Genomic DNA, 17,752 nt, shown 5'->3' with positions numbered 1-17,752 from the left:
TGGCATTCTGTGAGCTGCATGACAAAAATCGATTCTCTCAATACACCACCGCCGATTCCCAGCAGAGCGCCGAAAACGGAGTCTCCCGCGCGCGCGGCACCGGAACAGGCTGAGGCAACGCCAACCTCTGATCCTAACCAGATACGCAATCGCATCAGCCAATGGTTTGCCCAGGCAGGTATTCGCGCTGGTTACAAGAATTTGCTTGAAGACAGTCCAAGCGAACGCGTCGCCAGGCGCCAAGCCATGCGACAGCAGCGGCAATTGAAAAATCTTGAGAGCATTATGGAACTGGCTCTGGAGTTCAGCCCCAGCCAATACAAAGAAGAAGCATTAGATCCGGACTGGTTTTTCAGCTTTATTCAAATGGCAGAAGATATCTACTCTCCTGCCATGCAAGAACTTTGGGGCAAAATATTTGCTGTGGAAGTTAGCCAGCCAGGCAGCTTTTCACTGCGTAGCCTGAATATCCTCAAACAGCTTACTCAAAAGGATGCCAAGATATTTGCTCTGGCGACCAGTATGGCCAGCCGTCGTAAAGGCGATTTCAGCCCGCGCATCTTTTATGGGTACTACCAGAAACCCAGCTTTCTCTCCTTGTTGTCTTTACATCGCAGCCAGCAGTTAAACCTCGCGCAATATGGTTTGGCTTATCCAGACCTACTCTCTTTAATGGATTTGGGTCTGATTTATAGCAGCGAGATCGAATCCGGGGAAATGGACACCAGCAGCAGAACAGAATGGCGCTGCGGGGGAGAAAGCATTCATCTGGCAGCCAGGAGCAAAGGCATTATTTTGAAATACTACAAGTTTACCTCTGCTGGAGCAGAACTATGCAGGCTGGTACCCAGCAAAGGGAACTCAGCCTATTTAACGGCGTTGAGACAATTGCTCAGCAGTGTCTTCGAAGTGAATTAAATGCCGTCACCAAATTCATGCAGGCCACATTCTCTTTTTAAGCCGAAGAATCGGGTATCTTCTTCTTTCATGCCGGCCTCCAGCGGCCTGGTCGTATGCCAATCGCCAACCGACACATAGCCCTGATCCCATAGCGGATGGTATGGCAAGCCATGCTCCTTGAGATAGTAATGCACATCTTTGTTTGACCACTCAAGGATCGGAAATACCTTAAAACGGCCATCGGTCCATTGCAGGTAGGGCAACTTTTCCCGACTGCTTGATTGGCTGCGGCGTAATCCAGAGAACCAGGTACCAACATTAAGTGACTTTAGTGCCCGTTGCATAGGCTCTACCTTATTCATCTTGTTGTAAGCTTCGATACCAGTAATCCCCTGCTCCCACAACTGACCGAAACGACGTTCCTGCCAGGCTGGGGACATATCCGCACTGAACACTTTCAGGTTCAATCCCAATGTTTGGGTCAGCTCGTCAATAAAATCGTAGGTTTCGGGAAACAGATAGCCGGTGTCGGTCAATACCACCGGAATATCAGGCTGCAACCGGGTTACCAGATGCAGCATCACTGCCGCCTGGATCCCGAAGCTGGAAGACAGCATATGGTTAGCTGGCAAATTCTCCAATGCCCATTCCACCCGCTCAAGCGCCGTCATCCTGGCCAACTGCTCATTAAGTTCTGGCAGTTGCTTGGGATCGACTTTGCTATCCAATACCGAGGTGATACTAGTCATAGAAATCCTTAGCGGAGTTAACCACCGGCTTGATGATCCCGGCCCGGATAGTGAAATCGCCAAAGGATTCGCCGGCCTCTCTTTCCTTTGACCAGCGACCAATCAACTGGTCCAGTTCATTCATGATCTCGCGCTCACCGATATTCTCACGATACATGCGAGGTATACGGGTACCGATAGCATCGCCCCCCAAGTGCAGGTTGTATTTCCCTGGTCCTTTGCCCACCAAACCGACTTCGGCAAGCATGGCGCGACCGCAACCATTAGGACAACCGGTTACCCGGAACACGATATGCTCTTCGCCCACACCATGTTTGCTCATCAACCCCTCCAGTTCCGTCACTGCATCGGGTAGATAGCGTTCGGCTTCGGCCATCGCCAAGGGACAAGTAGGCAAGGCAACACAAGCCATAGAGTGTTTACGCTGTAGGCTGATATTGTCCTCAAGCAGGCCATGCTCTCTGGCCATCTTTTCAATCTGTGCCTTATCTTCGCTGGCAACACCGGCCACAATCAGGTTTTGATTGGCGGTGAGACGGAAATCCCCTTTATGCACCTTGGCCAATTCGGCGCAGCCGGTCTTTAGCGGCTTACCGGGATAATCGAGAATGCGACCATTTTCAATAAACAGGGTCAGGTGGTGTTTGCCATCCACCCCCTCAACCCAACCGAAGCGGTCACCGCGGCCAGTAAATTCATAAGCCCGGCTGGGCGCAAAAGTCACACCCGCGCGCTTCTCTACTTCGGCCTTGAACGCATCGACGCCCACCCTTTCCAGGGTATACTTGGTCTTCGCGTTTTTACGATTACTGCGATTGCCCCAATCACGCTGTGTGGTTACCACTGCCTCGGCCACTGCCAGAGTCTTATCCAGTGGAATAAAACCCAAATCGTCTGCTTTGCGTGGGTAAGTGCTCTTATCGCCATGGGTCATGGCCAAACCACCACCCACCAGCACGTTAAAGCCAACCAACTGACCGTTTTCGGCGATGGCCACAAAGTTCAGATCATTGGCATGCACATCCACATCGTTTTGCGGCGGGATTGCCACTGTGGTTTTGAACTTACGCGGCAGATAAGTAGCACCTAGGATGGGCTCCACATCTGTGGTTTCCAGCTTTTCTTCATCCAGCCAAATCTCAGCATAAGCGCGAGTCTGAGGAAGTAGGTGCTCACTAATTTTCTTGGCCCATTCATAGGCCTGCTGATGCACCACCGACTCCACCGGGTTGGAGGTACAAAGCACATTTCGGTTCACATCGCCTGCTGTTGCCAGTGAATCCAGACCAATGCGATTCAACATCTGATGCATCATCTTGATCTTTGGCTTGAGCACACCATGGAACTGGAAAGTCTGTCTGGTGGTCAGGCGGATACTGCCATACAGCGTGTGCTCCTTGGCAAACTCATCGATGGCCAGCCATTGCTTGGGCGTGATAATGCCGCCGGGCAGACGACAACGCAGCATCACATTGTGCAACGGCTCCAGCTTCTGCTTGGCACGCTCGGCGCGGATATCTCGGTCATCCTGCTGATACATGCCGTGAAAACGGATCAACTGAAAGTTATCACCGTTAAAACCACCGGTGAGACTATCTTTGAGATCGTCAGTGATAGTGCCACGCAGGAAGTTGCTTTGGCTTTTGATCCGCTCGTTGTCGGACAATTTCACGTCGTTGTTATCACTCATCAGTACACATCTCTTTGATAGCGTTTTGCCTTGCGTAGCGCCGCAACATATTCCTCGGCCTGCGCACTGTCCATCTTGCCATGCTCAGCCACAAGTTTGAGCAGGGCATCATGAACATCTTTGGCCATATGATTGGCATCCCCACACACATAAAAGTGGGCGCCTTGTTGCAACCACTCGAAGACTTCTTCGCCTTGCTCAGCCAATCGGTGCTGAACATAAATCTTATGGGCCTGATCCCTGGAAAAGGCCAGGCTGATATTGGTTAGCAAGCCTTCTTTAACCCAGCGCTGCCATTCCACCTGGTAGAGGAAATCCTGGGTAAAACTGGGGTTGCCGAAGAACAGCCAGTTTTTGCCGGCCGCATCTTCGGCCTCGCGCTGCTGCATAAAGGCCCTGAAAGGCGCGATACCGGTACCCGGGCCCACCATAATGACCGGGGTATTGGGATCTTGCGGTAATTTGAAGTTGTCGTTGGACTCGACAAACACACTTAGGCTTTCACCTTCCTGCAGACCGTTAGCGAGGTAAGCGGATGCACCGCCTTGATGACTGAAACCAAAGGCGTCATATTCCACCAGCGCCACAGTCAGATGCACTTCGTCTTCCACTTCCTCCTGGCTGGAGGCGATGGAATACAACCTTGGCGTTAAGGGGCGAAGCATGGAAACCAGTTGCTGTGCTTCCACGGGCTTGGGATATTCATTGACAATGTCGATGATCTGCCGCGTAGCCAGGTATTCACGCAGTGCCGTCTTATCTTCCACCAACTGCAGTAGTTGGCTGTTTTGCGTCTGCTCGGCATAGGCTTTAACAAAACTGGGATAACTTTGGGTTAGCTCCAGCTTTTCGGTGAGTGCCTTTGCCAAAGACAGGCTTTCATCTGCTATCTGCACTTGCGAATCCGCATCCAGTGACAGTGCCGACAACAGTCGCTCAACCAAAGTTGGCGCGTTCTTAAACCACACGCCAAGGGCATCACCAGGGCGATAGGTTAAGCCAGAGCCTTCCAGGGAAATTTCGATATGGCGAATATCCTTAACGGAATCACGGCCAGTGATCTTTTGCGACAGCAACATCTGCGCTTCAAACGGGTTCTTGCGATCATATTTAGTAACCGAGGCAACCTGAATGCCGGGTAATGCCACCACCTGCGCTTCGTGTCCTTGCTGTGACAGTTCAGCCTTAAACAATGGCGTGACCTTTTCACTCCAGGCGTCTACATCCCCAGCGTAATCCACATCACAATCTAACCGCTCAGCAATACGCTTGGCCCCCAGCGCGGCTAAACGCTGATCGAAATCTTTAGCGGTCTGACAGAAAAACTCATAGCTGCTGTCACCCAAGCCCAGCACAGCGTAATTCAGTTGCGACAAGGATGAGGCTTTCTTGCTGGCCAGGAATTCATGCAATTCCACGGCATCATCAGGAGCTTCACCCTCGCCATGGGTACTGACGACTATCACCAGATGGGTTTCATCTTTAAGCTTTTTAATTTTGTAGTCAGCCATATTAAATAGCTGGACCGGCACCCCAGCGGACTCGGCAAAGGCTTTATATTGCTCGGCAACGCCACGGGCATTGCCAGTTTGTGAGCCATAGAGGATGGTCAATACAGCATTAGACTGAGGCACGGCTGCCATGGACGGCTGCAGTTGTCCGCTTTGAGACTGTGCCAAACCAGCCAAATATCCGCTTACCCAGGTCAACTGAGCGGCGTTTAGCGGCGCAACCGCTTTGCTGATTTCTTGCCACTGAGCGTCGCTCAGCATAGAGACAGGCCAACCTGTCTGTGGTGTTGAAGATGACATAGATGCTACTAACCCGACAATATTCACTGTAGGTTAGCGAGTGAGACGAAATTCAGGAAAGAATTATTTCAAATTCGTTATTACTGAATGTGCTTAAATGTCGGTTTGATATAAAAATACGAAAGGCCCGTTGTGGGCCTTTGCTTTTAGGTTGGATCAGAAATGCACTTCTAATCCAGCGTAAGGGCCTTTGAAATCAAGATCCGTGTAGATGTCATCCACATCATCCAACTCCAGTTGGAAAGAGCGGTAACCCAATTCAAATTTCATATCCAAAGCCAGGTTGTCCAGCAGGCTGTATGTGATGGCGGCTTGGTAATCCAGTAACTTGCTGTCATCGATAGAGAGAAAGCTGCCTTCAGCCATCAATCCCCAACCACTTAATGGCAAATTGGCTTCGAGGCGGCTGTAGAACATGGGAATAATGCCGGAAAACTCTTCAGTAGCCTGAATACTGCTGTCTGTGCTGCTAACCACCAGTAATTCGCCATCCAGATACTTGCCGTTTAGTCCCAAATCAAAGCTAAACAGATTGTTATCAAACAACTCGTAGTAGAGCACGATATCGGTGCTATCCAATGTGGCATCGGTCAGCACGGAGGTATTGGCAGAATAGATCCGCGAGCCAAACTCAAAGTTGGAGGTCAGGGTAACGGCACCCTCTGTGTCCATGCTGCTGTTTCTGATTTTCAGATTGGGCACCAGTGGCACAGCATGTTCCACAGCCAGATAAAACACGGCCTGATTCTGATTATCGAAGTTGAAATTGGTGAGATCCGCAGTATTGGCAAAACCACCGCTGGTATCCATCCGCCAGCCTTGTGCGCCGGCATAAACACCAAACAACGTATCAGCCTGCGCTGTAGTAACACTGGCTGCAGCAAGGCTGATAGCAAATAAATGTGCGCTTTTCATGTTTTATCCTTGACTCAATAGTTCGGTCAGGTCGATTAGTGCCGCGTTGGCTCTGGAGATATAATTAGCCATGACCAGTGAGTGATTGGCCAGCAGACCAAAACCACTGCCGTTTAAAATTATCGGGCTCCAAACCATATCCTGGGTGGCTTCCAATTCCCTGATAATCTGTCTGAGACTGACACTGGCGTTCTTCTTTTCCAATACATCAGCGAAGTCGGCTTCTACTGCCTTTAGGAAATGCAACAGTGCCCAGCTTGAGCCCCTGGCTTCATAAAACACATCATCCAGCTTCCACCAACTGGTTTTCAAATATTGAGAATCACTGGCAGGGGTTGATTGTCTGGCGCTGGGATCGCCGGCCAAATCGGTATTCAGGCGCTCTTGTCCAACACTGGCGCTAAGTCGCTGCGACAGGCTGCCCAAACGCTTTTCGGCCTGTTTCAACCAATCCCGCAAGTTGTCTGCCCTGGCATAAAACTGGGCCCCCTCACTTTCGGGATCGGCCAGCATGTTGCGATAGCGACGAACGGCCCTAATCCCCTCCTGATACTGAGATTCGGCTGAGGGCAAAAGCCAACTGCGATGGTCGATATTAAACTTCGGCTGCGCAACAACCAAATCAGGATTTTCCAGGGATTGAGACTGAGAACGACTGAAGTCCTTGCGCATGGCCAATGACAAATCCCTGACCATCTCCAGTACACCAAATTCCCAAGCGGGCATATTGTCCATCATCACAGATGGAGGCAGCACGTCATTGGACAGATAGCCCCCCGGCTTATCCAGCATGGTCTGCCCGACGTTAATAAGCGCAGTGGTCAGGAAATAGCCAGGAACCGGGCTCACCCCTTTTTGCTGGGCTTCCTGACTGGCTACCTGACGTACATCGAACACCTCTGGCTCGGTGCTCCAATATAAAGACAAGATGTACGCCAGCAGCAGCAAGATGGCTGCGATGAAAAGCGCCCAGCGACCATTAATGAATTTAGTCATAATTTCCTACCTTGGCGTTTGCACTAGTGATGGTGATGCTCTGAAGCAGGCGGCGCTTCCGCGACCTGCGCATCCACCTCGATTCGCTCACCGTCAGCAAACTCAAGTTGAATTTGCACCAATTGCTTGGCCTTGAGCGGGGCTTTTAGTCCGAACATCATCAGATGCAAGCCCCCGGGTTGAAAACTAACGCGCTGCCCGGCCGGGATATCGACACGCTGGCGCTGCGTCATTTTCATCATGCCTTGCTCCAACACATGCTCATGCAGTTCCACCCTGTCCACCACCAAAGCGCTGGCAGCCACTAATACTTTGTCTGTATCAGAGTCATTGTGAATGGTGAGATACCCTGCGGTATTGGTCACTCCTGGCGGCAAAAGGCGAACCCAAGCGCCTTCAACTTTGGTGGCCGCATAACTGAAAAAAGACAGGCCAGACAACAATATCAAGGCAAGAATTCGCATGTGCTCTCCTCTTCGAATATCACTAAATTATTCAGGAAAAATGCTTTAATGCCAATGACTAAGCCAAACTTGTTGAGAAAGGTTAAAAACAACAGCTGTCATTAAGGGGGCTCTAACAGCCCTTTATTGCGCAGTATGACGCTTGTCCTTGACCAGCCAGATGACCACCAGTGCCATCAACAGCCATGGCCAAAATGCCCCGATGCCCGCCATCAGTAAGGCTCCAAACACCAGCGCCAAGACCATCAACACAATACTGGCCAGGCTCAGCGCCACCAGTACGCCAATGGCAACGAAAAACGCTCCCACCGCCATCACGACCAGCAAGGTGGCAACAGGACTAAGTAGATCGTCGTCGAAGTAGATCTGCATGTCCCACCAGGGTAGTGATAGCTGGTCAACGCAAAGGATAAACAAACTTGCCAGCAAAACAGCTATTGCAATATTGCGCAACATATCCCCTCCTAGCGGTTGGGCAATACCAGCGCCATCACAGCGTAGGCAACCACCGTCACCATCGGAAAACTAAAGAAACACAACAGCGCAACCAGTCTTACCAACCAGGGCTGCGTGTCCCAATGTCTGGCCAAGCCGGCACAGACACCGGAAATCTTCTTGCGAAGCACGTCTTTGCGAATTCTATTGTCGTCGTATACCGTTCTCATTTACTTACTCCCGGATAAATATGATGTGCAGCGACTAAGCTCTGCATCCCAACATGCGCCGTCCCTGGCATATACCCCTATGCTGCTTTCTTCTCTTTTGACACTTTTTTCTTCAGTGCTTCAAGCTCTGAATCCAATCTGTCATTGCCTTCAAGCTCGGCAAACTGGCTAGCCAGGTTGGACGGCTTATTAACCATATCGTAGGCTTCCAACTCGGCTTCCAGGTTGTCGATGCGCTGCTCATAGCTTTCAAAGCGCTGGATCACATCTTCAACATTGTGCACTTCCTGCTGGTGCTTGGCTTTCAGACGCACTGTTGCCGACTGCTGACGCACCATCAATGACTGTTGCTTGGCTTTGGCCTCTTTCAGCTTCTGCTGCAATCTGCCACTGTCTTCCTGCAGTTGCTGCACGGCTTCGTCTAACTGAGCAAGCTCCTGTTGCAGCCTTTGATGCTGCTGAGCATGCTGGTCTTTTTGCACCAATGCCGCCCTGGCCAAGTCTTCGCGCTCCCGGGTCAATGCCAGTTCTGCTTTTTCGTGCCAGTCATTCATCTGCTTTTGACAGTTGTGCATACGGCGTTCGATGTCTTTCTTGGCCGCCAAATTGCGGGCGGCTACTGAGCGAAGCTCCACCAGGCTCTCTTCCATTTCCTGGACGATCAGCCGGATAATCTTTTGCGGATCTTCGGCCTTGTCCAACATGGCATTGATATTGGCCTGCACGATGTCGTTCATTCTTGTGAAAATACCCATCTTTAAATTCCTCCACGCTTGATACTTTGAATTGGTTTTTACAATTCCGATTGGGTTACAAAATACATTTCAAGCCTTGTGCCAACTCAGAAACCCATATTAAGACATTGTTTTTATTGATTTTTTACCAAAACAACAACTCCCGTTGAGCGAGCGGGTTACTGAGAAACTCATAGATATGGGTGAAATCGCTATAAATTGGCGAATTTAGCCAAACAAGAAAAATGATGGCCATTCAAGGAAAGATTCAAGCCACCAGGCAATGAGGCGATTGAATAGAAGATTTGCGCAAGGAAAAAGGAAATAAGTCGGGGAGAAGGCAAAAAAAAGAAGACGGTTGTATTGATTACAGACCGTCTTGTTGCAAGTGAGGAGGAGCTTTGGTGAACTGCTTTTCCAGTAAGGAAATCACCATTGCACCGAAAATATACGCCAGCAGAGGTAACAACAGCAGACTGGCAAGCTCCAGATGGCTCGGTAGAAAACTCATTCAACCTTTCCTTCGCTATCCCCCTGCTTAGCAACATCAGCTGCGGTGAGTTCTTGATTGGCATCTTCTGCAAACATGGCTTCACCGGCTTCGATAACAGTTTCCTCGATACCACGTTGCATCTCGGCCATGGTCGCAGTTACTGCTGCGCTTAGCAGATTACTGGCCAATTCATTCAGACTTGGCAGCTCCTGGGCCTGTGCAACATTGATAAAGCTACTAGCAGCAACAAAAGTAACGGCAATGGTCATTTTCTTAAACATGATGTTCTCCGAACGCTTAGGTTAATGGTTAAGTCGCGATAACTATTGCGATTGTTGTGCCAACTCGAACAAAAACTATAAACCATTGTATTTAATATGTTTTTTTAAAGTTGGTGGATAACCTGGAAATAGGGCAGTCCCATTTCCGGGACAACATGTAGCGATTTTGACCACACTAATAGTGGAACTCACCAAACTAGCGTTTCGAATTGGTTGAAATACTTTGAATAGGATTGCGGCGCAAACAAGCGCTAAACGATGAAGTCAGGTTTGCAAAGAAGAAAGGAATTGGTTTGCGAGACACAAAAAAAGGAAAAAGACGGCTTTGGAAGACTGCTAGCCGTCTTGTCGAATTGGATGTTGGGCCTTGGCTACTTGCTTTTCCAGCAGGGTGATCACCAAGGCGCCGATCAAAAAGGCTACCAAGGGCAGCAGTAACAGGCTGAGCAGTTCTGCTTGACTAGGCATCAGTTCTATTCCGCCTTAGCCAGGATCACGGCATCGCTTTCTTTCTCTGCCAACTCTACGGTATTTGCAGAGTCCAGAATAAAAGCTTGGCCCGCTTCAACGACTGCTTGCTCTACGCCTTTTTGCATTTCCTGTTGAGTCACGCTAACCGCCGCTTTGAGCATATAGCTGACATATTCTTTCAGGCTGACTTGTTCGGCTTGAACGTTGGCACTCAGAGTGCCCGCGAACAACAGGGTAGTAGCAATAGTAATTTTCTTTAACATGACATTTCTCCATTGGCTCTTTAACTAAGTCGCAGTAGGTATTGCGATAGTTGTGCCAACCTCAGAGAAATTTATATGTCATTGTTTTTATTGAATTTAAATAAGAAATATCTGATCGCGAAGTAAAGGCTAATAGTATGCCAATATAACTAGTGGTTAATTTCGCCAAAGGGTTGGTGAAATTAACCAGCCTGTTGCAAGAAGTGCTGCTTCTGACCTCCCTGCATGGCCTCAAGCGCTCCATATAAGAGATCCCCGCTGATCGCTCTTGGACCTTGTTCACTCAAATAGCGACGCCATAAGCGCCCGCCCGGTTGGCCTTGAAATAAGCCAAGCATGTGCCGGGCAACGTGCCAGACGCGGGCACCTTCGGCCACTTGCTGATTGATATAGGGGATCATTTTCTCGACAACAGCCAGTCTGGACGGCACCGGTAGTATTTCACCAAACAAAGAACTGTCCGCTTCAGCGAGCAGATAGGGATTGGCATACACTTCGCGGCCAATCATCACCCCGTCCACATGTTGCAAATGGGCCTGGGTTTCTCGCAATGATTTAATTCCCCCGTTGATACTGATATGCAGCGTGGGGAATTGTTGCTTCAACTGATACACCCTTTCATAGTTGAGCGGCGGAATATCACGGTTTTCCTTTGGACTGAGGCCCTGAAGCCAGGCCTTGCGAGCATGCACAATAAAGGTGTCGCAACCAGCATCGGCGACCACTTGCACAAATCGAGTCAGATCTTCAAATTCATCCATGTCGTCAATCCCAATACGGGATTTGACGGTAACGGGGATACTGACCTGACGCTGCATCGCTTTGATACAATCAGCCACGGTTTGCGGCTCAGCCATCAAGCAAGCACCAAAACGGCCGTTTTGTACCCGATCTGAAGGGCAGCCAACATTGATATTCACTTCATCGTAGCCGTAAGCTTGCGCACGAGCGGCGCACTCAGCCATAGCGCCAGGGTCTGAGCCACCTAACTGCAAGGCCACTGGGTGCTCCTCGGCATTAAAAGCCAAATAGTCACCTTTGCCGAAAATGATGGCGCCGGTTGTCACCATTTCGGTATATAACAGAGCATGACGGCTCAACAGGCGCAAAAAGAAACGACAGTGCTTGTCTGTCCAATCGAGCATAGGGGCAACCGACAACCTGCGACTGTTGGCCAGATCTTGCTGATGGGATGTGGATTGCTGCACCATGTTGCTCACTTTATATACTGCACTTGAATAAGAAGGTCGCGGATTATACAGTAAACAAGCATCGCTGACGACCATCCTGAGCAACCGTAACGGCTGGGCTGTTGCCGCGCCACGCCTATGATAAACTCAGATTAAGATAACCAGTGACCAACACCGCATGAAGCAACAAGCATTAGTCGAAAAGGCCCGCCACCACTGTGAAAGCCAAGGGGCAAGATTCACTCACCTGAGGGAAAAGGTGTATGAGTTGCTGTTACAAAAACAAGGCGCAACCGGAGCCTATGAGTTGCTCGACAACCTCAAAGAGACCGAAAATTCGGCCAAGCCAGCGACCGTCTATCGCACCTTGGACTTCTTATTGGAGTTTGGTCTGGTACACCGACTGGAATCCAGTAACGCCTTTATCGCTTGTCACCACTTTGGTTGTAATCATCCGGTACAATTCTTAATTTGCGACCGCTGCGGTGAAGTGCAGGAAATCCAATCAGAGGGCCTCAAAGAAACATTGGACCGGCAGGCAAAAGAGCATGGCTTCAAAGTCTCCAAGCAAACCATTGAAGCCCATGGTATCTGTGCGGCCTGCCAGAACTAAAAAACAGCAACTTTTATTAGATTTATTCTCAACTTAGCGCTCAGTTGAGCTAGACACTTGATGCGTCTTTAGCCATAGTTATTGGCGAAGGGCCACTGAGAAACACTAAAAACACCATGAATGTTGAATTTATCAATCCGTTTATCAGCTCGTTGCTGAATGTTTTGGACACCATGGCGCAAACTAAGCTTTCGCCCGGCAAGCCGTCGAAGAAGGCCGGTGAAGTGGCGCATGGCGATGTTTCGGGATTAATTGGTATGGTGGGGCCACAAGTAAAGGGCTCTTTCTCCATCAGCTTTGACGAAGCATTGGCCCTTGAAATCATGCACCGAATGCTGGGTGAGCGGCCGCCGAAAATAAATGCTGAAGTCACCGATATGGTGGGCGAGATCACGAATATGGTGACAGGCGGCGCCAAACTGGAATTGGGCAGCAAAGGCTTTGACTTTGATATGGCCACCCCCATCGTAGTCAGTGGTAAACAACATACCATTACACATAAAGTAGATGGTCCGAAAATTATTCTGCCCTTTAAAAGTGATGTAGGCAGTGTCCATCTGGAAATCTGCTTTGATAAAATAGAGTGAGCCCCCTCTGGCGCAGTATCGCGTATTACAGTATGCTGCGCGCCAAATTTTGACCAATCCCCAAAATGTGAGTCCCACTCTGGGCTGACAGTCGCTTCTGACAAGATATTCAAGCAGTAAAACCTTCCGGTCTGGCAACAGTTCGGGAATTTCTGCGCATGTCTTGTAATTAGCTTGGGGAAAAATGCATCACTCAACACTAAGGACTGACAATGAAAAAGATCGCACTGTGCTGCGCATTGGGCTTAGGCCTGGGATACGCTCCTGTTCTGGCTGCCGACTCACAAGAAAATGAAGGCTGGGTTGCCGGGTTTGCTGAATACTACAATGTTGATTTTGACAAACCATTGCCAGTAGGCGGTTTGGAAGATGGCTTTGGCTACGGTGCTGAAGTGGGTTTCAGACTGTCTCCTAATTGGGCTACCCGTATCGAATGGTCACATCTGGACATCAATGCCCGTACCGGCTTCGAAGATGAGTCAGGCGATCGCATCGGTGTTGATGCACTGTACTTTATCAATGGCAATGCTTCTTATGTTTTTGCCGGTGTAAAACACGAAAACCTGGGTGACAGCTATCGTCTGGCCAACCTGGGTATGGGCCACCACTGGACGTTGGCGCCTCGTTGGAAGCTGATCACTGAAGTGGCCGGCTACTACGATTTCGGTCAGGAGTTGAATGACTACGGCTTTAAACTGGGCGTGGCCTACACCTTTGGAGCCAAATCTGCACCGGCACCGGTGACCGCAGCACCAGCTCCGGTGATGCCAGTTGATTCTGATCTGGACGGCGTCGTGGATGCTCAGGATCGTTGCCCGAATACGCCAAGACAAGACAAAGTAGACAATGTAGGCTGCAGCATCTTCACTGAGAAGCAGGTCGAGATTGCCCTGGATATTCTGTTTGCTAATGACAGCTATGTGGTCACTAACCCAGACTCGGCCAAGGTCAAAGAATTCGTCGACTTTATGCGTCGTTTCCCTAACACACAGGCGACTATCGAAGGACACACCTCGTTGGTAGGCAGCGATGCTTACAATCAGCAATTGTCTGAAAAGCGTGCCAATGCTGTACGTTCACTGCTGATCAGCCGCTACGGTATTGCTGCTGAGCGCTTGAAAGCGGTTGGCTTCGGTGAAAGCCGTCCTTTGGATAAAGCCGACAACGCTCAGGCTCATGCCAAAAACCGTCGCATTCACGCCAACGTGACAGCCATGGAAAAGAGCAAAGTAACCAAATAAGGTTATTCAGCAAGACAAAGGCGCCTTACGGCGCCTTTTCTATTTCCGAAATCGGGGAGCAGAAGCAGATTAGTATTCGTCAGCGATGGCCGGACCGGCATAATTGTCAAAGCGCGAATATTGTCCCTGAAAGGTCAGACGTACGGTACCGATTGGGCCGTTACGCTGCTTGCCGATAATGATCTCGGCGATGCCCTTGTCCTGACTGCTTTCGTGATAGACCTCATCACGGTAAATAAACATGATCAAGTCGGCGTCCTGCTCGATAGAGCCTGATTCCCTCAAGTCTGAGTTAACCGGACGTTTGTCAGCGCGCTGTTCCAAGCTTCGGTTCAACTGCGACAGTGCCACTACCGGCACTTGCAGTTCTTTAGCCAGGGCCTTCAAAGAGCGGGAAATTTCGGCAATTTCCAAGGTACGGTTGTCGCTTAACGCCGGTACCTGCATTAATTGCAGGTAGTCGACCATGATCATCGACAGGCCGCCACGCTCACGGGCCAGCTTACGCGCCCTGGTGCGCACTTCCATTGGCGTCAGACCGGAGGAATCGTCAATAAAGAGGTTGTCCTTGTCTTTGAGCATGGCCATGGTATTGGAGATGCGCGCCCAATCTTCATCATCCAGTTGTGCGGTACGGATGCGGGTCTGATCGACCCGGCTCAAGGATGCCAGCATCCTCATCATGATCTGTTCCGCCGGCATCTCCAGGCTGAAGACCAATACCGGCTTTTCTTCGGCCATCATGGCGTTTTCACAAAGGTTCATGGCGAAGGTGGTTTTCCCCATGGACGGACGGGCCGCGACAATGATCAAGTCGGAAGGCTGTAAACCACTGGTTTTCTTGTCCAGATCCTTATAACCGGTGGTGACACCTGTTACTTCCTTGTTGGTTTTGATCAGGGCTTCCAAGCGGTCGATGGTGTGGGTCAGTACCGACTCCACATTCTGCGGCCCTTCATTGTTGGAAGTGCGCTTCTCGGCAATTTCAAAGACTTTGCTTTCGGCCAGATCCAGCACTTCGCCGCTATTTCGGCCTTCGGGGTTATAGCCGGTATCAGCTATCTCATGGGCAACCCCAATCAGCTCGCGCAATACCGCGCGCTCTTTGATAATTTGCGCATAAGCCACCACGTTGGCGGCGCTGGGCGTATTTTTGGCTAACTCGCCCAGATAAGCAAAGCCACCGGCTTGTTCCAGTTCTTCCTGTTGCTCCAGTTGATCTGACACGGTGATGAGATCCACTGGCTGGCTGTTGGAAAGCAAACGGATAATGGCGCGAAAGATGGTCTGGTGGGCGCGATTATAAAAATCCTGCTCAATCAGGATCTCAGCTACTTTGTCCCAGCAATCGGGGGCGATCAGCATACTGCCGATGACAGATTGCTCTGCCTCGATAGAATGAGGCGGGATCTTCAGCTTTTCGACTTTAGGGTCACGCTCTTTAGGGGAAACTGCTTTCACCAGGCACCAAAAATAACAAAACGGATTCGGCGATCATTATGCGCGATCCAGGCCTTGGATTGAAGCAAATTGGGTAAGGGAGCTGCCATAAAAAAGCCTGCCACCAAGGGCAGGCTCTAGAGGACTCAGCGTTTGTCGAGGGTGACACGTCCGCTGACAGTGGAGGCTTCAACTCTGGCAGTGCCCGTCCCGGTGGAGAACTTCAGCCAGCGGGCTGGGCCATATTTTGCCTGGCTGGGTTTATCCGCGGTCAATTTATTGCGGAAGTTACCGCCGGCATGGCTCTCCAGATCGAAAGTGGCAGATACCTCACCTTCAAACAGCAGGTCCACACTACCACTGACCGAGCCAATATCCACTTCACCATTGTCAGACAATTGCAGTTGCACTTCGGCATCACCGCTTACAGTTTGCAGTATTAGTTTCTCCACTCTGGCAAACTTGAATTCGGCATCACCGTTAACGGTTTCCACACCGATCTTGCTGATGGAGGAGTTGGCATGGATATCACCATTTACCGATTCGTAACGGATCTCTTCGCCTTGAGAATCGCTATCATGTATATCGCCATTGACCGTTTCCAGACGGATATCACCATTTAAGCGTTCGCTGCGCAGGTCACCGTTTACGGCATCGGCGTGAATACGTCCGGCCAGATCAGCCATATTGATATCGCCATTAACCGTTGACAGATCGGTACCGCCCTTCACATCACTGATTTTCAGCTGGGCATTAACCGATTGATACTCAACAAAGCTTTCTCTGGGCACATAAATATCCAGGTCATCGCCCTTGTCATTGCCCCAGCTACCCCAGTTACTTTTAGGCATTTTCACCCGGATGCGCACTTCATTTTCTTTGCCGATAAATTCCAGTCCATCAGCCCTGTCATCCAACTCACCCACAACCTGAACCTGCGGCTTGTCCCAGCCATGGATCCGGGCATGTCCTGACTGATGCTCAATACTCACCCTGCCAGGCAGTTTCATATCCAGCGTCTGGTCAACCCGTTCGCCTGCCAAAGCCAGGAATCCGGTCATGGACAGACCTACTACTAACAATACTTTATTCATCGTCTTCCCCATCACAGGTTAAATTTGTTGCCACTTAGGGGCATGGACCTTCTCAATCAGGTCAATCTGTTGTTGATACACTTGCTGCAACATTTGCAGCATCGCCATATTGTCTGGGTCATTTTCCAGAGCCTTGCGTATGGCCATTGCTGCGTCATCCAGTTCTTTCAGTTGCTGCTGCCAGTTCTCTGTCAGGGCTGGCTGGTCAGTGAATTTAGCCAGCAAGGCCTGTTTTTGTGCTTGGTGCTGGGCGCTTAACCTGGCCGCCAAATCATCTTGATCTGGGCCTATCTGCTGCACCCCAAACCAACTAAGCATCCCCACCATGGCTACCGCTGCCGCCATCCCCCAATATTGTCCATTTCGCTTTGTAGGCTCCAGGGGCGCATGGCTTTGGCGATTGAGCGCATGTTCGATACCGGGCCATAAGTCACGCTCGGGCTGCTGCTCCCGGGGCAATTGCTCAAGTTGCACGGCCAATGCTTTTTCAAACTCAGTGTTCTTCATAACCCATCCACTCCTGCAACAAGTGCTTGGCACGATGGAATTGGGCTTTGCTCGAGCCCACGGCCATCCCCGTCATATCGGCAATATCTTCGTGTCGGTAGCCCTCTACGGCGTGCAACACAAACACCACTCTGGCACGTTCAGGTAAACGCCGGATATAGGCATCCAGATCCACCTCTGAGGTAGACGCCTCTGCCACTTCATACATGGCTTCGGTGTCTTCAATATTGAACATTCGCTTTATCCAACCTTTCTGCTTACGCAAATAGGAGATACACACATGGGAGGTCACCGAGTGCAGCCAGGTGCTGAACTTGCTATCGCCACGATAGTTATCCAGCTTGCGCCACAGCTGCAAAAACACCTCCTGAGTGGCATCCTCTGCCAACGCCCGGTCACCTGTCAGCCGCAGACATAAGGAATACACCTTGCCCACATGCTGCTGATAAAGCTGTTGATACGCCTGACGGTCGCCCCGCTTGGCGGATTCGACTAAGGTCAGTGTTGCCCGCTGTGCGAACTGGTCACTGGCCTCAATCAATTCTCCTTGTGAATTCAACACTTAGGTCCCGGTTAATGTCGTTGTTATGAGATTAGTCGTAGGGTAGCGGGGCAAGGTTTAAAGAGGCAAAAAATATTTTTATATTT

At 50.3% G+C, this 17,752-nt stretch carries 22 protein-coding genes; 4 read left to right on the top strand and 18 right to left on the bottom strand.

Annotated features, from left to right (window positions below):
- The first annotated feature begins 18 nt into the window (after nucleotides 1-18).
- On the top strand, nucleotides 19-918 hold the full coding sequence (locus P2G88_RS18905; protein WP_275799009.1) for a TIGR03899 family protein: 900 nt from the start codon (nucleotides 19-21) through the stop codon (nucleotides 916-918).
- Here P2G88_RS18905 and P2G88_RS18900 read toward each other — a convergent pair.
- The 14 genes from P2G88_RS18900 to dusA form a co-directional block, all read right to left on the bottom strand.
- Complete coding sequence (locus P2G88_RS18900) at nucleotides 915-1,649, bottom strand: phosphoadenylyl-sulfate reductase (RefSeq protein ID WP_275799005.1); 735 nt, start codon at nucleotides 1,647-1,649, stop codon at nucleotides 915-917. The two genes, P2G88_RS18905 and P2G88_RS18900, sit on opposite strands and share 4 nt — an antisense overlap.
- A complete protein-coding gene (gene cysI, locus P2G88_RS18895) occupies nucleotides 1,642-3,339 on the bottom strand; it encodes an assimilatory sulfite reductase (NADPH) hemoprotein subunit (protein WP_275799003.1) in 1,698 nt (565 codons plus the stop codon). The genes P2G88_RS18900 and cysI overlap by 8 nt, the downstream gene beginning before the upstream one ends.
- Complete coding sequence (locus P2G88_RS18890; protein ID WP_275799001.1) at nucleotides 3,339-5,150, bottom strand: assimilatory sulfite reductase (NADPH) flavoprotein subunit; 1,812 nt, start codon at nucleotides 5,148-5,150, stop codon at nucleotides 3,339-3,341. The genes cysI and P2G88_RS18890 overlap by 1 nt, the downstream gene beginning before the upstream one ends.
- 156 nt (nucleotides 5,151-5,306) lie before the next feature.
- Nucleotides 5,307-6,065 carry a TIGR04219 family outer membrane beta-barrel protein gene (locus P2G88_RS18885; protein ID WP_275798998.1) on the bottom strand — a complete coding sequence of 253 codons (759 nt, stop codon included), beginning with the start codon at nucleotides 6,063-6,065 and terminating at the stop codon, nucleotides 5,307-5,309.
- 3 nt (nucleotides 6,066-6,068) lie between these two features.
- Complete coding sequence (locus P2G88_RS18880; RefSeq protein WP_275798995.1) at nucleotides 6,069-7,061, bottom strand: DUF2333 family protein; 993 nt, start codon at nucleotides 7,059-7,061, stop codon at nucleotides 6,069-6,071.
- A gap of 23 nt (nucleotides 7,062-7,084) precedes the next feature.
- Complete coding sequence (locus tag P2G88_RS18875) at nucleotides 7,085-7,525, bottom strand: copper chaperone PCu(A)C (RefSeq protein WP_275798992.1); 441 nt, start codon at nucleotides 7,523-7,525, stop codon at nucleotides 7,085-7,087.
- A gap of 123 nt (nucleotides 7,526-7,648) precedes the next feature.
- Nucleotides 7,649-7,981, bottom strand: coding sequence for a hypothetical protein (locus tag P2G88_RS18870; protein WP_275798989.1), 333 nt, complete (start codon nucleotides 7,979-7,981; stop codon nucleotides 7,649-7,651).
- An 8-nt stretch (nucleotides 7,982-7,989) separates the two neighbouring features.
- Nucleotides 7,990-8,190 carry a PspC domain-containing protein gene (locus P2G88_RS18865; protein WP_275798986.1) on the bottom strand — a complete coding sequence of 67 codons (201 nt, stop codon included), beginning with the start codon at nucleotides 8,188-8,190 and terminating at the stop codon, nucleotides 7,990-7,992.
- A 77-nt stretch (nucleotides 8,191-8,267) separates the two neighbouring features.
- Nucleotides 8,268-8,945, bottom strand: coding sequence for a phage shock protein PspA (gene pspA, locus P2G88_RS18860; RefSeq protein ID WP_275798983.1), 678 nt, complete (start codon nucleotides 8,943-8,945; stop codon nucleotides 8,268-8,270).
- A 346-nt stretch (nucleotides 8,946-9,291) separates the two neighbouring features.
- Nucleotides 9,292-9,435 (bottom strand): hypothetical protein, encoded by a 144-nt coding sequence (locus tag P2G88_RS18855; RefSeq protein ID WP_275798980.1) that lies wholly within the window; start codon nucleotides 9,433-9,435, stop codon nucleotides 9,292-9,294.
- A complete protein-coding gene (locus tag P2G88_RS18850) occupies nucleotides 9,432-9,698 on the bottom strand; it encodes a hypothetical protein (RefSeq protein WP_275798977.1) in 267 nt (88 codons plus the stop codon). The genes P2G88_RS18855 and P2G88_RS18850 overlap by 4 nt, the downstream gene beginning before the upstream one ends.
- 336 nt (nucleotides 9,699-10,034) lie before the next feature.
- Nucleotides 10,035-10,166 (bottom strand): hypothetical protein, encoded by a 132-nt coding sequence (locus P2G88_RS18845; RefSeq protein ID WP_275798974.1) that lies wholly within the window; start codon nucleotides 10,164-10,166, stop codon nucleotides 10,035-10,037.
- 5 nt (nucleotides 10,167-10,171) lie between these two features.
- Nucleotides 10,172-10,432 (bottom strand): hypothetical protein, encoded by a 261-nt coding sequence (locus P2G88_RS18840; RefSeq protein WP_275798972.1) that lies wholly within the window; start codon nucleotides 10,430-10,432, stop codon nucleotides 10,172-10,174.
- A 182-nt stretch (nucleotides 10,433-10,614) separates the two neighbouring features.
- Nucleotides 10,615-11,643: a tRNA dihydrouridine(20/20a) synthase DusA gene (gene dusA, locus P2G88_RS18835; RefSeq protein WP_275798969.1), complete on the bottom strand. Its 1,029-nt coding sequence runs from the start codon at nucleotides 11,641-11,643 to the stop codon at nucleotides 10,615-10,617.
- Nucleotides 11,644-11,800: 157 nt separating this feature from the next.
- On the opposite strand from dusA, the gene P2G88_RS18830 reads away from it, so the two are divergent.
- The 3 genes from P2G88_RS18830 (at nucleotide 11,801) to P2G88_RS18820 (ending at nucleotide 14,063) form a co-directional block, all read left to right on the top strand.
- Nucleotides 11,801-12,235 (top strand): transcriptional repressor, encoded by a 435-nt coding sequence (locus tag P2G88_RS18830; RefSeq protein WP_275798966.1) that lies wholly within the window; start codon nucleotides 11,801-11,803, stop codon nucleotides 12,233-12,235.
- Between the two features lie 116 nt (nucleotides 12,236-12,351).
- Nucleotides 12,352-12,822 carry a chemotaxis protein CheX gene (locus P2G88_RS18825; protein WP_275798964.1) on the top strand — a complete coding sequence of 157 codons (471 nt, stop codon included), beginning with the start codon at nucleotides 12,352-12,354 and terminating at the stop codon, nucleotides 12,820-12,822.
- A 212-nt stretch (nucleotides 12,823-13,034) separates the two neighbouring features.
- Nucleotides 13,035-14,063 (top strand): OmpA family protein, encoded by a 1,029-nt coding sequence (locus P2G88_RS18820; protein WP_275798962.1) that lies wholly within the window; start codon nucleotides 13,035-13,037, stop codon nucleotides 14,061-14,063.
- 69 nt (nucleotides 14,064-14,132) lie between these two features.
- On the opposite strand, the gene dnaB is transcribed toward P2G88_RS18820, so the two are convergent.
- The 4 genes from dnaB to P2G88_RS18800 all read right to left on the bottom strand — a co-directional run bounded on the left by dnaB (nucleotide 14,133) and on the right by P2G88_RS18800 (nucleotide 17,645).
- Nucleotides 14,133-15,524, bottom strand: a complete 1,392-nt coding sequence (gene dnaB / locus P2G88_RS18815; RefSeq protein ID WP_275798960.1) for a replicative DNA helicase — start codon at nucleotides 15,522-15,524, stop codon at nucleotides 14,133-14,135.
- 125 nt (nucleotides 15,525-15,649) lie between these two features.
- The gene (locus tag P2G88_RS18810; RefSeq protein ID WP_275798958.1) at nucleotides 15,650-16,597 is read right to left on the bottom strand and encodes a DUF4097 family beta strand repeat-containing protein; all 948 of its coding nucleotides are present in this window, start codon (nucleotides 16,595-16,597) and stop codon (nucleotides 15,650-15,652) included.
- Nucleotides 16,598-16,615: 18 nt separating this feature from the next.
- A complete protein-coding gene (locus P2G88_RS18805; RefSeq protein WP_275798954.1) occupies nucleotides 16,616-17,104 on the bottom strand; it encodes a hypothetical protein in 489 nt (162 codons plus the stop codon).
- The gene (locus P2G88_RS18800) at nucleotides 17,091-17,645 is read right to left on the bottom strand and encodes an RNA polymerase sigma factor (protein WP_275799034.1); all 555 of its coding nucleotides are present in this window, start codon (nucleotides 17,643-17,645) and stop codon (nucleotides 17,091-17,093) included. The genes P2G88_RS18805 and P2G88_RS18800 overlap by 14 nt, the downstream gene beginning before the upstream one ends.
- Nucleotides 17,646-17,752: the final 107 nt, after the last annotated feature.

Origin of the sequence: Aliiglaciecola sp. CAU 1673 (assembly GCF_029223185.1) — a bacterium.
GTDB lineage: Bacteria > Pseudomonadota > Gammaproteobacteria > Enterobacterales > Alteromonadaceae > Bowmanella.
Note: the sequence above shows the minus strand (reverse complement) of the source record. Positions and strands in the feature narration are given on the sequence as shown.

Coding starts and splice junctions, on each gene's coding strand:
- P2G88_RS18890 (WP_275799001.1), bottom strand. CDS start 5,150: ATGTCATCTTCAACACCACAGACAGGTTGGCCTGTCTCTATGCTGAGC.
- P2G88_RS18820 (WP_275798962.1), top strand. CDS start 13,035: ATGAAAAAGATCGCACTGTGCTGCGCATTGGGCTTAGGCCTGGGATAC.
- P2G88_RS18885 (WP_275798998.1), bottom strand. CDS start 6,065: ATGAAAAGCGCACATTTATTTGCTATCAGCCTTGCTGCAGCCAGTGTT.
- P2G88_RS18880 (WP_275798995.1), bottom strand. CDS start 7,061: ATGACTAAATTCATTAATGGTCGCTGGGCGCTTTTCATCGCAGCCATC.
- P2G88_RS18830 (WP_275798966.1), top strand. CDS start 11,801: ATGAAGCAACAAGCATTAGTCGAAAAGGCCCGCCACCACTGTGAAAGC.
- P2G88_RS18810 (WP_275798958.1), bottom strand. CDS start 16,597: ATGAATAAAGTATTGTTAGTAGTAGGTCTGTCCATGACCGGATTCCTG.
- P2G88_RS18845 (WP_275798974.1), bottom strand. CDS start 10,166: ATGCCTAGTCAAGCAGAACTGCTCAGCCTGTTACTGCTGCCCTTGGTA.
- P2G88_RS18865 (WP_275798986.1), bottom strand. CDS start 8,190: ATGAGAACGGTATACGACGACAATAGAATTCGCAAAGACGTGCTTCGC.
- P2G88_RS18905 (WP_275799009.1), top strand. CDS start 19: ATGACAAAAATCGATTCTCTCAATACACCACCGCCGATTCCCAGCAGA.
- pspA (WP_275798983.1), bottom strand. CDS start 8,945: ATGGGTATTTTCACAAGAATGAACGACATCGTGCAGGCCAATATCAAT.
- P2G88_RS18900 (WP_275799005.1), bottom strand. CDS start 1,649: ATGACTAGTATCACCTCGGTATTGGATAGCAAAGTCGATCCCAAGCAA.
- P2G88_RS18825 (WP_275798964.1), top strand. CDS start 12,352: ATGAATGTTGAATTTATCAATCCGTTTATCAGCTCGTTGCTGAATGTT.
- cysI (WP_275799003.1), bottom strand. CDS start 3,339: ATGAGTGATAACAACGACGTGAAATTGTCCGACAACGAGCGGATCAAA.
- P2G88_RS18840 (WP_275798972.1), bottom strand. CDS start 10,432: ATGTTAAAGAAAATTACTATTGCTACTACCCTGTTGTTCGCGGGCACT.
- P2G88_RS18855 (WP_275798980.1), bottom strand. CDS start 9,435: ATGAGTTTTCTACCGAGCCATCTGGAGCTTGCCAGTCTGCTGTTGTTA.
- P2G88_RS18875 (WP_275798992.1), bottom strand. CDS start 7,525: ATGCGAATTCTTGCCTTGATATTGTTGTCTGGCCTGTCTTTTTTCAGT.
- P2G88_RS18870 (WP_275798989.1), bottom strand. CDS start 7,981: ATGTTGCGCAATATTGCAATAGCTGTTTTGCTGGCAAGTTTGTTTATC.
- P2G88_RS18850 (WP_275798977.1), bottom strand. CDS start 9,698: ATGTTTAAGAAAATGACCATTGCCGTTACTTTTGTTGCTGCTAGTAGC.
- P2G88_RS18805 (WP_275798954.1), bottom strand. CDS start 17,104: ATGAAGAACACTGAGTTTGAAAAAGCATTGGCCGTGCAACTTGAGCAA.
- dusA (WP_275798969.1), bottom strand. CDS start 11,643: ATGGTGCAGCAATCCACATCCCATCAGCAAGATCTGGCCAACAGTCGC.